Source organism: Caballeronia sp. 11_S32, from assembly GCF_056930355.1.
This window is the reverse complement of the sequence record NZ_JBXOWH010000006.1, coordinates 124646-139001: the sequence shown is the minus strand read 5'-3', so window position 1 is coordinate 139001 and position 14356 is coordinate 124646. Positions and strand designations below refer to the sequence as shown.

12 protein-coding genes are annotated in these 14356 nt (G+C 61.2%); 7 read left to right on the top strand and 5 right to left on the bottom strand.

The window, feature by feature from the left end; genetic code table 11:
• Window positions 1–115 precede the first annotated feature (115 nt).
• The 3 genes from AC1Z32_RS39300 (at window position 116) to AC1Z32_RS39290 (ending at window position 3741) form a co-directional block, all read left to right on the top strand.
• A complete protein-coding gene (locus AC1Z32_RS39300) occupies window positions 116–1261 on the top strand; it encodes an MFS transporter (protein ID WP_483484263.1) in 1146 nt (381 codons plus the stop codon).
• Window positions 1262–1479: 218 nt separating this feature from the next.
• Window positions 1480–1974 carry a YciE/YciF ferroxidase family protein gene (locus AC1Z32_RS39295; protein WP_483484509.1) on the top strand — a complete coding sequence of 165 codons (495 nt, stop codon included), beginning with the start codon at window positions 1480–1482 and terminating at the stop codon, window positions 1972–1974.
• A gap of 741 nt (window positions 1975–2715) precedes the next feature.
• Window positions 2716–3741 (top strand): chemotaxis protein CheB, encoded by a 1026-nt coding sequence (locus AC1Z32_RS39290; RefSeq protein WP_483484262.1) that lies wholly within the window; start codon window positions 2716–2718, stop codon window positions 3739–3741.
• Here AC1Z32_RS39290 and AC1Z32_RS39285 read toward each other — a convergent pair.
• The 3 genes from AC1Z32_RS39285 to AC1Z32_RS39275 form a co-directional block, all read right to left on the bottom strand.
• Window positions 3734–4852, bottom strand: a complete 1119-nt coding sequence (locus tag AC1Z32_RS39285) for a sensor histidine kinase (protein WP_483484261.1) — start codon at window positions 4850–4852, stop codon at window positions 3734–3736. The two genes, AC1Z32_RS39290 and AC1Z32_RS39285, sit on opposite strands and share 8 nt — an antisense overlap.
• 50 nt (window positions 4853–4902) lie before the next feature.
• A complete protein-coding gene (locus AC1Z32_RS39280; protein ID WP_483484260.1) occupies window positions 4903–5283 on the bottom strand; it encodes an SMP-30/gluconolactonase/LRE family protein in 381 nt (126 codons plus the stop codon).
• Between the two features lie 698 nt (window positions 5284–5981).
• On the bottom strand, window positions 5982–7130 hold the full coding sequence (locus tag AC1Z32_RS39275; protein ID WP_483484259.1) for a glutathione-independent formaldehyde dehydrogenase: 1149 nt from the start codon (window positions 7128–7130) through the stop codon (window positions 5982–5984).
• Window positions 7131–7959: 829 nt separating this feature from the next.
• On the opposite strand from AC1Z32_RS39275, the gene AC1Z32_RS39270 reads away from it, so the two are divergent.
• A complete protein-coding gene (locus tag AC1Z32_RS39270; protein ID WP_483484258.1) occupies window positions 7960–8907 on the top strand; it encodes a diguanylate cyclase domain-containing protein in 948 nt (315 codons plus the stop codon).
• Between the two features lie 14 nt (window positions 8908–8921).
• The gene (locus tag AC1Z32_RS39265) at window positions 8922–9299 is read left to right on the top strand and encodes an EAL domain-containing protein (protein ID WP_483484257.1); all 378 of its coding nucleotides are present in this window, start codon (window positions 8922–8924) and stop codon (window positions 9297–9299) included.
• 81 nt (window positions 9300–9380) lie between these two features.
• Here AC1Z32_RS39265 and AC1Z32_RS39260 read toward each other — a convergent pair whose 3' ends face one another.
• Window positions 9381–10334 carry a LysR substrate-binding domain-containing protein gene (locus AC1Z32_RS39260; RefSeq protein WP_483484256.1) on the bottom strand — a complete coding sequence of 318 codons (954 nt, stop codon included), beginning with the start codon at window positions 10332–10334 and terminating at the stop codon, window positions 9381–9383.
• Between the two features lie 223 nt (window positions 10335–10557).
• Here AC1Z32_RS39260 and AC1Z32_RS39255 point away from each other — a divergent pair, with 223 nt between their 5' ends.
• Both AC1Z32_RS39255 and AC1Z32_RS39250 read left to right on the top strand, forming a co-directional pair.
• Window positions 10558–11724, top strand: a complete 1167-nt coding sequence (locus tag AC1Z32_RS39255) for a M24 family metallopeptidase (protein WP_483484255.1) — start codon at window positions 10558–10560, stop codon at window positions 11722–11724.
• A gap of 89 nt (window positions 11725–11813) precedes the next feature.
• Window positions 11814–13199, top strand: coding sequence for an MFS transporter (locus AC1Z32_RS39250; RefSeq protein WP_483484254.1), 1386 nt, complete (start codon window positions 11814–11816; stop codon window positions 13197–13199).
• A gap of 881 nt (window positions 13200–14080) precedes the next feature.
• Here AC1Z32_RS39250 and AC1Z32_RS39245 read toward each other — a convergent pair.
• The gene (locus tag AC1Z32_RS39245; protein WP_483484253.1) at window positions 14081–14353 is read right to left on the bottom strand and encodes a DUF1488 family protein; all 273 of its coding nucleotides are present in this window, start codon (window positions 14351–14353) and stop codon (window positions 14081–14083) included.
• Window positions 14354–14356: the final 3 nt, after the last annotated feature.

The following is a 14356-nucleotide window of genomic DNA, read 5'->3' as shown; positions in this document are numbered from 1 at the left end:
ACGATCGAGACATGGAAGACGCGCAGTTGACCGTAGGTCCATCACTGCCGCCGACAAGCGTGATTCGCGCGAGCGGCTTCGTACCGCTGTGGACGGCCGCGCGGTGTCGACTTCGATGATGTGGCTGGAAATGCTGGCCGCTGCGCTGTTCACTTTCAATGCGACACATTCCGTCGTGGAGGTTGCAGTGGTCTCCGCCTGCCGTAGTTTGCCGCTTCTTTTGAGCGGCGCGGTCATGGGGGTCGTCGCCGAAGCGGTGGACCGAAAGAAAATCGTGCTTCTCGGTCTTTTGTTGACTGGCGCTTCATCGACGACAGTCGCGGTCCTGTCTTGGCTCGGGGTGCTGTCTACATGGCACCTATGCGCTGCCGCGTTGGTGAGCGGTGTCTTCTATGCCACCGAGATGCCGGCACGACGGCGCATGATCGCCGAGACGGCAGGCGCGTCGATGGCCGCTCGCGCGGTCGCCATTGACAGCATGACCAACTACGCGACGCGATGCATCGGTCCTCTGCTGGGTGGCTGGGTCTACGGAGCGCTTGCAATCGCAATGTCGTATTGTCTCTCTGGGACGGCGTCTCTTTGCGCCGCTGTGCTCGTGTCCAGGCTCACGACCGGGCAGGCGTCGACGGCGCGACTCTCCTTGCCTCGAATGCGCCGAGACCTCATCGAAGCATGGCAATATGCCCGAGACAGCAAAACGATTACGGCGCTTTTGATCGTAACGGTCGTCACAAACTTGTGCGGTTACAGCTACAACGTCCTACTTACACCTCTCGGACGGGATACCTTCAACTTGTCGGCCTTGATGATCGGCGTGCTTTCCTCGGCAGAGCCGGCCGGGTCTTTTGTCGCCGCAGCGGTGATCGGAAGCGCTCGCATGCGTGGGCGATCTCTTCCCTGGTTACTCAGCGGGTCGATCCTGCTTTTTCTCGTGATCGCGATTGCCGGGGTCGCGAGCGCGCATCGGTGTTCGCTGGTCTTGGTGCTTGCCGTTTTCTTCATCGGCGGGCTGGGAAGCGCCGCGTACAATATCCATCAGACGACCGTCGTGATCGAGTCGGTTCCCGATGGCATGCGCAGCCGTGTCTTCGGGCTGGTGACCGTCGGAATCGGATGTTGGCCAGTCGGAACGTTGTTTGCGGGCGGGCTTGCTAGCGGACTTGGACCGAGTGGAGCGTTAATGGTGCTGGGCTTGGTCGGCATCGCCGGTAATTGCCTTCTGGCAGTTAGCGTCGCGCGGGCAGGAATGCCTCGGTAGGACGGCTTTGGCGACGCAAATGCCTAGCCGCGCACTGCATGCTTCAGAGCCAGCGCTGCGCGACTCGATTACCGGCGAGGGACATGTCTTTATGCTTCGCTGCGACTCGCGGAGGGAATTGCAAGAGCGGTTCTGTCCGCGCTGTTCGTTCGTGCGCGGCATAGGGATTGCGAACAAGCGGCTGCGCGGTCTTGCGCCTTACATCAACGGAGAATCCCATGCCGGCCAAAACTCTCAATGATCTGTTCATTCATTCGCTCTCGGACGTCTACAGCGCAGAAAAGCAACTGACGAAAGCATTGCCGCGGCTCGCTCGCGCCGCAACCAACGAAGACCTGGCCGCCGCTTTCAGAACGCACCTCGAAGAAACGCAAGGGCAGATCGAGCGGATCGATCAGGTGGTGGAAAGCGCGGGGATCAAGCTGAAGCGGATCAAGTGCGTCGCGATGGAAGGACTGGTGGAAGAAGGACAGGAGCAGATCGAAGAAATCGAGAAGGGCCCCATCCTGGACGCCGCGCTTATCGCAGCCGCGCAGAAGGTCGAGCACTATGAAATTGCGACCTACGGGACGTTGGCCACGCTCGCGAAGAAGCTTGGCTACAACGACGGAATGAAGCTGCTTCTGGAGACGCTCCAGGAAGAGAAGGCAACCGATGAAAAGTTGACGCTGTTGGCCAAGCAGGAGTTGACCGAGCAGGAAGTCGGAAAGTAAGCCAATGGCACTCGCCGACGACGCCACGCGGAGTGTACGCGGAGACGTCGTCGAGCAGTGTAATTGGGAGGGTGGCAATTGGCGCGAGAGGCTGATTTCACAAAGCGGATCGGATTCCGTAACTACAAAGCCGCGTGCCAACGTGGATCACCTACGGTAGCTGCCTTTCGTTGCCTACGAAGCGACTGTGGCAAGAGCCGCGGGCGACAGTTCGCGGGGCGATCGTGGCTGGTCCTCGCCGCTCCCATCTCCATCTTCGGCAACCGGCTGAAAGCTGACGTTCGCAACCATCGCCGTTTCGGCATTCAGATGGCCGGATATGCCCGCATTCAGATTCGATTGGACAGATCTTCGGTGCTCCACCCCTATTGGATCCGAGAGGCGCGCCAATATATGGCGCCTTAGCGCTGATCGCACGAACTCGCGGCGGACCCTTCCCAACGGCTGCAGCATCGGTCAGTATTAGAGGAGCGGGCTATGGCTGACTTACAAACGCTGGACGAACTAATGACCGGTGTGCCAATCGTCGGATAGCTCGCATGGACACGAATAGCGCTTTGATAGGTCCAGCCAAGGAGCTACTGGAGACCATGAACGCAACGCTTGCAATATTTAGGGCGGACTTGGCACGTTTGCAGAAAACGTCGCATGAAGGTCCGGCTGGCCTGACCCGCATGAAGGCCATGACATGATGGCGTCGTGCGCACGTGAACCGCGCGACGCGCCCACAGGGCTGACGTCATGAATTCAACGGACGCTGAGCCGACCTCCGACTCCCTGAAACCTCTTCGCGCTCGCGACATCGTCGTGGTCGGTTCCTCTCTGGGTGGCGTCGAGTCGCTGCCGGAACTCTTCTCTCACTTTGATGCGAAGATTCCCGCCGCGTTCTTTGTCGTCCAACACCTAGGAGCGGGGTACCCTGGGGAGCTTGACCGCCTGATCGGGCGACGCAGTCGCTTGCCGGTGAGCTTCGCGGCAGACGGCGAGTTGGTCGATACCAGCCGGGTCTACGTCGCGCCGCCCGACGCGAACATGACACTGGAGCGGGGCCGCGTCGTCGTTCAGCCAAGCCCGCGCGAAAGTTACCACCGTCCCTCGATTAACGCTCTGTTTCGATCGGCGGCGGTGGCCTACGGACGGCGCGTCGTCGGCATCGTGCTCACTGGCACGATGGAGGACGGTGTGGCGGGGTCGTGGGAGATCTGGCGTCGAGGCGGCGTTGTCGTCGTCCAGGACCCGGCCGAGGCCCGCTCGCCGGATCTGCCAACGCGTGTCCGCGAGGCAGTCCGCGTCGACTACACGGCGCGGTTGGCCGACATTGCTGAGTTGGTGCTGAACTTTGCCACCCGCCCGCGCCGCGCGCCTCCGGTGGCCGGCGATTTCCAGGCGCGGGTGATGATCGTCGAAGACGAGCGCATCGTCGCGAAGAGCCTCGAGAACGATCTCCATGCGCTGCACTACGACGTCTGCGCGTCGGCCATGACGGGCGAGGCGGCGGTCGAAGCGGCCAGGCGAACCCTTCCCGACGTGATCTTGATGGACATTCGCCTTTCCGGTGTGATGGACGGGACGCAGGCTGCGTCGTTGATCTGGGAGCGGTTGCAGATTCCCGTCGTCTACCTGACCGCCTACGCGGATGCCGAAACGCTCGCGAGCATCAAGCGCACTAACGCCTACGGATACGTGATGAAGCCTTATGAGGCTGCTGAGGTGCACGTCGCGCTGCAACTGGCGCTCGAACGGCGCGACCGGGAACAGATCACGTAGCGGCGCGTGTCACGATGACCCGCGTCCCGCGCTCCGACTCCACATGAACTCGTGCTCCGATCTGTTCCGCCAGTAGGTGCACGAGTTGCATGCCCAAGGTGCCCTTCGCCGGTTCCCCGCCAAGGCCGACGCCGTCGTCGGAGACGCTCAGCAACTCCGCGTGCTCGTCGAGCGTTGCAACGACGGTGCCTCTGCGGCCGACCGGAAAGGCGTGCTTCAGGGCATTGCTGATCAGCTCGTTCAGTATCAGCCCGCACGGCACCGCCAGCCCGATGTCCAGGCTCGACGATGCAATCTCCAGTTGCAGGCGCACCCGCTCTCGCTCGACCCCGTACACGGCCAGGAGGTTCTTCGCGAGCTGGGTGGCGAACTCCGACATGTCGACACGCGCGAGATCAAAGGAGCTATAGAGCGTCTGGTGGATGTCGGCAATGGCGCGGATGCGCCCGCCCATCTCCGAGAGCGCGTTCTGCGCGGCCTCGTCCATAACGTGCTGGGCCTGCAATCGGAGCAACGCGGCGATGACTTGCAGGTTGTTCTTCACGCGATGATGGATCTCGCGCAGCAGAGTCTCCTTTTGCAGGAGCGATTCGCGCAGCAGCCCATTGCCGTGCTCGATCTCTCGTGCGCGCAAGTACAGGTCGCGCTCTAGGCGTTCTTGGACGTCCCGGCTCGAATACTTCAGTCGTTGGAGCTCGGTCACGTCGACGACGCGATGGATGATATAGCGCACGCGTGCACGATCGTCGAGCACCGGGAAATTGGCCGGCTGCCAATAACGCTCCGCGAACATGCTCCCCGACCCGGTGTCGTTCGGCTCGCGGATATCGTACTTCTGCACGGCCATGAAGTGGGCCACGCCGCTGCGCAGCACTTGTGCAAACGAGGCCCTGAGATTGCTCACTCCGGTCGCCTGGATCTCGTCCGGGTTGTCCGGAAAGACGTCGAACATGTGACGACCCAGGACGTCCTGCCGACGCGTCATTGTCGCCTTTAGGTACGCATCGGCGACCGCAACGATGCGAAAGTCGCGATCCACGACGAGGTACGGATCGGGGCCTGCCTGAAAAAGTGCTTGAAAGTCCGGCAGAGAGCCATCGGTGCTTTCCATTCGTTTTCCCAATCAATGTCGCATCACTGGATCACTGCTACGCAGTTCATTCAGATCGCCAAGAGGCGTGTCCACCTCTGCCATAGGGTCGGTGCAAGGGAGACGCTCAGTCGAATGTTGCGCCGATGTCTGCTCCAGGGCAACCAGCCAGAGAAAGACAACGTCCGCGCAGGGTCGGGTGCCGAAGTTCGCGCAGCGTGCGCGAGTTCCTTCTCGCTCATCCGCCGGCGCGCCGTCGTGATGAAGAGGGTGTCGAGGTCCGGACCGCCGAAGCACAAGCTGCTCACGCGTCGCACCGGCAGGTTGACGACCATGTCGATTCGTCCGCGCGGGTCATAGCGCGTCAAGCACCAGCCGTCCATGTTTGCGCTCCAGAAGCAGCCGTCGGCATCGACGGTCGAGCCGTCGCAGATGCCGCGCCCGAGCGGCACTTCCGCGATTTGCGGCGGTTGTAGATGGCGCCATCGACTGAATCGTAGTCGAGGGCACTGGTCGGCGCAATGATGTGCGTAGGCGGGAGCCTGACCGTTTCCGCCGTCCTGTCTATCGTCGCTTCACGATCGAGCATTCATGCCACTGCAAGCACCGCGCCTCGTTGAGTCCAGCCCCCCATCATTCACGGCAAGGAGAACGTCGATGCTCATTTCCCACGGCGTGCACGACGAGGCGCACAGGGCGCCCTTGCCTTACGATGATGGTGCTGTCCGCCGGCACCCGAAGCGGATCGCCAGATCGATACTGTCCCGCAGTCGATGTGAAAGCGAATCGGACAGAACCAGCGCGACACTGACATTCGGATATTGATATTGAACGCATCTAGCCACGGTCTTAACACGTTCCGACCGAAGTGAGAAGTTGCGCACACGCGCAGGTCGCCGCTGAGGATCTCGCGGCATGCAAGCAGTGCAGCGTGTGCGTCGTCCAGAGTCTGCAACGCGGGCTGTCGGCGCGCTAGATAGGTCCGACCTTTATCGGTGAGGCGCAGCTGCAACTGCCATTTGAACGGCTTCTCCGCCTCCCCAAGCTGCCAAGGTGCTGCCCAAATCCGGTTGGACCAGTTCGCGTTCCCATGGTCTCGATGACTGATTCACTCGAACTCTCACGCGGCTACGCTCGCAGCTTCGCTTCGCTAGCCTCCGGGGTGCAAGACCACCTTCGTCCAGCCGTGTTCGCGCACGTCGAAGTGTTGATAGGCGTGAGGCGCGTCGTCGAGTTTCAACTCATGCGACACGATGAACGATGGCTTCGCGCGGCCGGCGTGTATCAGGTCGCGTAACTGCCGGTTGTATGCCTTGACGTTGCACTGGCCAGTGGCGATGTGCTGGCCTTTGAACCAGCACTTGCCCCAATCGAATGCAATCTTTCCCTCCTTTGCCAGTTCGTCTTGCGCGCCCGGATCCTCCGGAACGAACACGCCGACCACTCCGATCCCGCCAGTGAACTTAACCGACGACACCAGGTTGTTCATCGTGAGGTTTGGGCGCTCGTGGCGTTGCGGAGCCGGATCGTGGCACTGATAGCCGACGCATTCGCATCCTACGTCCGCGCCCATGCCTTGCGTCAGGTCCATAACCCGCTCCACCGGATCTTCCTTCGAATAATTGATCGCAATCGCGCCGATCGACTCTGCGAGCTTGAGCCGGTCGGGATGGCAATCGACCACCATGACGCTGCGGGCGCCCTTGATCATGGCCGAGTGCGCTGCCATCAAACCCACCGGTCCCGAACCATAGATCACCACAGCGTCGCCAGGCCTCATGCCCGCGAGTTCGGTCGCGTGCCAGCCGGTCGGGAAGATGTCGGCGCACATCACGTAGTCGGTCTGCTTCTGCTCTGCGTCCTGCGGCAGTTTCAAGGACATGAAGTCCGCCCAAGGTACCCGAAGATATTCGGCCTGTCCGCCAGGCCAGGGGCCCATGTCCGCAAACCCGAAAGCGCCGCCAGCGATTCCTGGCTGGTTCGCGCTCAGGCAAAATGCGGTGAGGCCGCGCTCGCAGTTCACGCAGTGGCCACAGCTTATATTGAATGGCAGGCACACCCAGTCACCGGGCTTGATCCGCTCCACAGCAAACCCGACCTCCTGAACGACGCCAAGATTTTCGTGACCGAAGATGCGACCTTGCTCGAAGTCCGTTCGACCCTCGTACATATGCAGGTCGGAACCGCAGATGTTGGTGCTGGTGATCCTGACGATGGCGTCGGTCGGCCGCTCGATTTTGGGATCCGGAACATTCTCAACCGTGACCTGGCGAGGACCGCGATAGACAACCGCTTTCATATTGTTCTCCTGAGAGAAAATTGCAAGAAGCCTTGAGCCGCGTCCAACCTTCGGCGGCTGACGGCGTCGACAACTCCGCAGGCCCGCCTGCGGGACGTCCCTCTCTCAACCTGACCGGCTCTTTGCAAACAGCGGCTGCTATGAATAGTTGAACCCCGAAAGGCTGTAGCTATCCTAAATAGCAAAGGGCCGGACGCACCGATTTTCGTTACGGTGCCTCACAGTATCGGCAGCTATCTGCGTGCCCGATTGATGTCGAGAGAGCCAGTCGCGGAGCGTCGTTGACCCGAGGTTCCGTGCGAATGAATAGGGCGCCTCATCGGGCGTGATCGGCGACGGATATCGCGAGTCGCAGGAAATCCTTGCACCAAGCTGTAGATTCTGCAAGAGCGGCTCACGTTCGCGAAGCAGAGATGCCGCGGACGGGCCAGCCGGCTCGCTGGCGAAGTCTGCATCGCCGAGCGTTTCCGGAAGCAATTGTCTAGGACGATACAGCGCAATGATCGGGTGGGTCGGCCGCAGGTTAAACCTGACCCCAGAGGGGTCAGCAACGGCTTATGTCGCGCAATACATGAGATGCTTTCTTGCCATGGACACCAAATGCGCAGCCACCGACTGCCCGACCGCTGCCCGGCTGCTGAAGCGTCGGTCCGAGGACCTGTTAAGTCGCGAGATTTGGGCCGAATGCCCGGATCTCATCGGGTCGAGCTACGAAGCAGCCTAACGGCAGGCGGCGGAGACCGGTGTACCCAGCACCGCGACCGACTTCTACGCGCCGCTCGGAACCTGGTTTGAAGCGCGAGCGTTCCCATGCGACGACGGTGTCATCGTGTTGGTTCGCGATGTCACCGAAGCGCGGGCCATCTCCGAACGCTTGTTGCGCCAAGCCACCCATGATGAACTGACCGGCCTGATCAACCGGCGCGAGCTGCTACTGGGCCTTAACTGCCTCGTCGATGAAGGGGCGGCTGAATCCGTCGACCTGCTCTTCATCGACCTCGACCGGTTCAAGGATATAAACGATTCATTCGGCCACGCGGCGGGCGATGAGGTGCTGCGTGTCATCGGCCAGCGTTTTGCTGAATTGCTCGGCGAACGCGGCCATGTATCGCGCATCGGCGGTGACGAATTTGTGATTTTCCTCGTGGACGCGCCCCCGGGCGAGGCCGAGCGCGTTGCGCGCGACGTCATAGTACGCATGCGCGATTTAATCCAGACTTCGTATGTGCGGGCCTCGGTGGGCGCGAGCATCGGCGTGGCGCGCTCCCCCATGTCGGCATCGAATGCGGGTGAACTGTTGCGTAACGCGGACACCGCGATGTATCACGCCAAACGCGCGGGCGGTTCGCATGTATGGTCGTTTCGCAAGGAGGATGCGCAGCGCCTCTCGCATCGCCTGCGGCTACGCGCGGATCTGGCAAGCGCGAGCGCCGCACGCCAGTTTGAACTGTATTACCAGCCGCAAATGAACCTGCACACGGGCTGCATATACGGAGCGGAGGCGCTCCTGCGATGGAACCATCCGCGGCTCGGGCTCCTCACGCCGGCCGACTTCCTCGACGTGCTGCTCGAGTCGCCGGCCTACGAGGCGACGGGAGAATGGCTCATTCGCGGCGCATTTCGCCAGGCGGCGCAATGGCAGGCGACGGGACGCATGCCGTTCAAGGTTGCCGTCAATCTGCCGCCCACGACGATCCAAACTGCGATCTCGCCGCAGTGGTTTCGGAGGGGGCCGAGGCGTCCGGCGTATGCGCTTCCGTACTCGACATCGAGGTGACGGAGACTGCCATCATGAGTGACTTCGCTGCCGCGTCGCGCGCGCTTTCGGCCGCACGAAGGCTTGGCGTGACAGTCTCGCTCGACGATTTCGGCACCGGATACTCCGGCCTCGCATACCTCATGCGGCTGCCCGTTGGTCGCGTCAAGATTGACAAATCGTTTATACAAGAGCTCACCGCCAGGGAGACAGGCCGCCAGGCACGCGCGATGGTCGAAGCAATGGTGGCGCTTGCACGCGCGTTGGGCATGCGAACGGTCGCGGAAGTCATCGAAACGCGAACGCAACTTGGTCTCGTCAAGGGGCTCGGGTGCGACGCCGCGCAGGGATACTTCATTGGCAAGCCGGTATCAGCAGCGCGCATCGAACCTTGCGTCGAGACAAGGTTCTGACCCGCGGCCGATGCGGGTCGCTCTTGCAGGACGCAAGAAGCGGATCACATTAAGGACCGGCTAGTACACAGCCTCTTTGTGTCAAGGACTGCCGGCGTCCGTGCCACGAGTGTCGAATCCTGCCGCTTCGCGCAGCGTTTGCAGCATCGCTCGCGCACCGGGTGAGAGCCTGTCGCCGCGCCGTATAACGATGCCCGCCGGTCCAAGTTTCAGATCGAGTGCGAACGGTAGCGGTGCGAGCGTGCCGGCAATGCAGTATGGCCGCACAGGCTCTCGCGCAAGAGGCGCGATCATATCGCTCATTTGCAACACACTCGTTATGACAGGCAACGATGAGGTCTCGACCACGTCCGTCGGCAACGCGAGGTCACGTTCGAGAAAAAGCTGCGTGAACTGATTGCGCATCACGTTGCCTTTTGGCGGCAGGATCCACGTTTGTGGCGCCAGTTCGTTCCACGTCAAAGTCTTGCGCTTGATGAGCGGATGGCCGACTCGCGCGAATAGCGCATGCTGTGCTTCTGCGAGCGGGGTGTAGTGCAGTTCCACAAGGTCATCCGGATTGCGGATCCTTGCGACGATCATATCTAGCTTGCCTTCCTGCAGACGCTGCACCAGCACCTCGCTGAACTCCATCTCGATGCTTACGCGGATTTGCGGAAAGCGCTTCTTGAGCAGCGCCACGGCTTGCGGCACGAGGTTGGTGGCCGCCGTGACCTCGGTGCCAATTAACGCCTGCCCGGTCAGACCCGCCTTGAGCGCAGACACTTCATCGTACGCGTGCTGCAACTCGGCCAGCACGCTGCGCGCATGGCGGATCAGCACCTCGCCGTACCACGTGGGCTCGACGCCGCGCGGATGCCGTTCGAACAACTGCACGCCCATTGTCTCTTCCAACTCCCGCAGCAGTTTGGTCGCTCCGGGCTGCGTCATGTGCGTGGCGTCCGCCGCGCGCAATATTGAGCGGTGAGTATCAAGCTGAACGATCAAGGTCAATTGCCGTGTCTTCAACCGCGTAGGATCAAAGCGGCCCGTCACAATGTCCCCGCGCCGTGGGTGCTGTAAATAGACAAGGTCACGATGTCGTCTCCACGTATTCCGTAACGATATAGATTGTGAGTTATTTTTCATTATTAAAGCATATCGCTCGCTCCTACCATGCAAAAGACGTCCCGTATTTAAGGGCGAAATCCCATCCCGGGCATCGAGACCGGCTGCATCCGCCACCCCCGCTTGCAGCCGCACAGGAGACGAACAAGCAATGAACATCCGTACCGCAGACATCCCGCCGGAAGGGATCACCACCGGCGAGTTTCTTGGCCGCTTCGCCAAAGTTCGAAGCGCGCTCGACAAGGCGGGCCTGGTCGGCCTTCTCGCCTTCGGGGATTGCTGGCGTGGCGCGAACATTGGCTACTTCACCGAGTTCCGCCCGCTCGACGGCGTATCGGACATTGCCAACGCGATCCTGCTGCTGCCTGCGGACGGCGACCCGGTTTTGTTCGTGTCCGACCAGTGCTTCGACTACGCGACCAGCGTGACCGCCTTCGAGGTGCGCAGCCTGCGTGAAGTCACTCAACAGGTGCAGGCATTCGCGGCGCGGCGTCGCAATGGCACCGTCGGCCTCGCGGGCGCCGCCTATATCCCGGCGGACCTGTTGGCGCGCCTGAACGCCGGTCTCGGCGAATTGAAGCTCGAACCGACGATGGTGCTGGCCGAAATCAAGGCGATCAAAAGCGACGCCGAAGTCGCTCTGATGCGCAAGGCCGCCGCCTTGACCGATTCGGCGATGGCCGCGATTCGCGATGCGCTCGTCGACGGCCGTTCCTACACCGAGCGCGAACTTGCGCTGATCGCCGATCGCGCGATGCTCGCGGGGGGAGCAGACCGGACTGCGTTCGATTCGATGGTGCAATCTGGTCCGCGCTCGGCCTATAACCTGGCGCGCCCCACCGACCGCATCCTGCAACCGGGCGACCTGATCATGACCGACATCGGTGCGCGTTATCGTGGTTACGTGGCCGATGGCGGACGGGGATTCACCTACGGTCAGGCCAGTCCCGAGAAGATGGCCATCGTCGCGGCAGCGGCACGGGCGGTCGAGGCGGGACTCGCCGCCGCGCGTCCCGGCATGGCGGCCATGGAACTGAATGCGGTGATCCAGCAGGCACTTGTGAAATCGAACTACGAGCAATACTCGAGCGAAGCGCGCGGCCATGGCACCGGTCACGGCACCGGCATGGACCCGGAAGAAGAAGCGCCGTGGATCGGACCGGGCAACAGGACCGTGCTACAGGAAAACATGGTCTTCACGTTGAAGGCGACGATCACGGTGCCAAACGTCGGCGGCTTGCGTACGGAACGTATCGTCCGTTTGACTTCGGGCGGCGTCGAAACGCTCGACAAGTTCCCGATGGAACTGCACTGGTAAGCGCAGTGAATTCATCGTGAAGCGCGGGCGGATGCGCGCCGCCGCCTCGCAGCAGTTCAAAACATAGAATCTCGGAGAAGGGAGGAGACGTGAATACATCGCCCGTTTCAGCCGGCAATGCGCCGGTCATCAGCCGTTCGGCAGTCACCCGTGTGCTGGTCGCTTCGGTGGTCGGGACGGCCATCGAGTGGTACGACTTTTTTCTCTATGCCACCGCTTCGGCGCTCGTCTTCGCGAGGCTGTTCTTCCCCTCGTTCGATCCGGTGGTCGGTACTATCGCGGCGTTCGGCAGTTTTGCGGTCGGCTATATCGCCCGCCCTTTCGGCGCTGTGTTTTTTGGGCACTTCGGCGACCGCATCGGACGCAAAGCGACGCTCGTCGCGACGCTGACAATCATGGGCGTCAGCACCTTTGTGATCGGCCTGCTGCCGACTTACGCCTCGATCGGCATCTGGGCGCCGATCCTGCTGGTGGCGATGCGTTTCTTGCAAGGGCTGGGCGTTGGCGGTGAATGGGGCGGCGCTGTGTTGATGGTGGTCGAAACGGCACCGGCCAAGACGCGTGGCTTCTTCGGCGCGTTCCCGCAACTGGGCGTGCCACTCGGGCTGATGCTCTCGACCGCGGTGTTTAAAACCGTGTCGAATCTGCCGTCCGACGCGTTCTACTCCTGGGGATGGCGCCTGCCGTTCTTGCTAAGCGTCGCGCTAATCGCGATCGGCTTGTTTATCCGGCTGCGCGTGATGGAGTCGCCGGTATTTGAACAGATAAAGGCGAGCAAGCGGGTCGTCAAGGCGCCGCTGATCGAATTGCTGCGCCGGCATCCGAAAGACCTCGTGCTGACAATCGGCACGCGCTTCGCGGTTGACATTACCTTCAACGTGATCAACGTGTTCGTGCTGGTATATGGAACGACCCGGCTCGGCTTGTCGCGTGGACTACTACTGAACGCCATCATCGTGGGCTGCGCGTTCGCGCTGATCACGCTGCCGCTGTTCGGCAAACTGTCGGACGCGATCGGACGCCGGACCGTCTTCATGCTCGGCGCAGTGTTCGTGGCGATCTACGGATTCGCGTTCTTTCCATTGCTTGAGACACGCAATCCGACCTTGATTTTCGTGGCGTACGTTTGTGGTATCGCGTTGAGCCAAGCCTCGGTATACGGCGTGCAATCGACGTGGTTTGCGGAACTGTTCGGCACGCGGGTCCGCTATACAGGTGCTTCGCTGCCATATCAGGTCGCCGGCATCATCACGTCAGGACCAACACCATTGATCGCCACCTTTTTGTTTGCCACGTATGGTCGGACGCTGCCCATTTCAATCTATATCGCGGCGACGGGGTTGCTGAGCCTGGTGTGTGCGTTTTTCCTCGCCGAGACTTTCAAGCGCGATCTGTCCGCGGAGCTAGAAGATGAAGCCCCCGCAGCGCTCGGTGCCCATGCCCGCGGGCACTCTCCGCATTCTCTGTCGCGCTAAGCGCAATTTGGTCCGGCGCGGCGTCAGGTATGACTCGGCCACTTGCGGGACGGCGCAAGCGGCCGTTGAATCGCGAACTCGGATGAACTGTGGCAATTGCGCCGCACCCGTTTGGAGTCAAGCACAGTAGGTTACAAGGCAGACGGCTCCCGAACGATTCGAGCGGATGAACGACCGTTGCGCATGCGAAAGGTGCCGATGACAAGGCATCGTGATGTTTTCGCGCCCGACGAGCTGCCCAACGCCCGGAACGGGTCGAACGCGCCAGTTGCCTGCTGCCGGAATCGACCGTGCTGCGAGACGCTGCCCTCATCGAAGAACCCCGCCACACTGCGGGCCTTCCGCGCCCCCGGAACTCGGCAGAACTTTCTGCAGCAGCTCGCTATGTGGACTGTGCGCTGAACCGCGTTCATCTGACTCAGTTTTACCGGAGCATGAATATTGCTATTCCATGTGTTGAGATGAAGATGGTTGGGTGGTTGCTCAGTGGGACTCGCTGACTTTTAGGAATGGACGTGCATACGATCACCAAAAACCTCGCAGATTGTCACCGGATGATCGAAGCTCAATGCGAGCGACTTGCGCGGCAGACGGCCAGCGGTTGGGCCACTGACCAATCTCGATATGTCTTACTTTGTTTGTGCCGGAGGCGTGGGCGACGCATCAGCGCTCTGATCTCGCTATGTCCGAGAAGCGACGGCAGGAGAGCAACCGTCGAACGATCGAGACGGATCGACATATTGATGAGACGGGGCGCGCAACAAACAGTTATTGGGAGATCTAGACGCCACTAATGGTCATTGCTGCAATCGCCTTCAGATTCGAAGGCCGACAGTCTTCAAAATGCCAACGAATTTCGTCTTCACATCTGGGCCTGTCAGTTACCGACCTCTTGAGAAATCTGCGGCGGTAAGCTCAAGCTGCACGCTTGGGTGCGCTAGCAGCTTCCGCTGCGCAGTGGCTTCGATTCGAGAAAATCCGTCGCTGAAAACTTTTAACATCCGGCCATCGTCGGCGTTTGGCGCGAGCCAGAAATAAGCCTCGAGGGCTTCCCGTGTGATGAGGCACGTCACGGATTCGCCCCGGAACGAGAGGATGAAGCGCACGCTTCGACTATCTGCGCCGATCTGTGGGTCGGGACCAAGTACTTTCATGAT

Coding starts and splice junctions, on each gene's coding strand:
- AC1Z32_RS39300 (WP_483484263.1), top strand. CDS start 116: ATGATGTGGCTGGAAATGCTGGCCGCTGCGCTGTTCACTTTCAATGCG.
- AC1Z32_RS39295 (WP_483484509.1), top strand. CDS start 1,480: ATGCCGGCCAAAACTCTCAATGATCTGTTCATTCATTCGCTCTCGGAC.
- AC1Z32_RS39290 (WP_483484262.1), top strand. CDS start 2,716: ATGAATTCAACGGACGCTGAGCCGACCTCCGACTCCCTGAAACCTCTT.
- AC1Z32_RS39285 (WP_483484261.1), bottom strand. CDS start 4,852: ATGGAAAGCACCGATGGCTCTCTGCCGGACTTTCAAGCACTTTTTCAG.
- AC1Z32_RS39275 (WP_483484259.1), bottom strand. CDS start 7,130: ATGAAAGCGGTTGTCTATCGCGGTCCTCGCCAGGTCACGGTTGAGAAT.
- AC1Z32_RS39265 (WP_483484257.1), top strand. CDS start 8,922: ATGAGTGACTTCGCTGCCGCGTCGCGCGCGCTTTCGGCCGCACGAAGG.
- AC1Z32_RS39255 (WP_483484255.1), top strand. CDS start 10,558: ATGAACATCCGTACCGCAGACATCCCGCCGGAAGGGATCACCACCGGC.
- AC1Z32_RS39245 (WP_483484253.1), bottom strand. CDS start 14,353: ATGAAAGTACTTGGTCCCGACCCACAGATCGGCGCAGATAGTCGAAGC.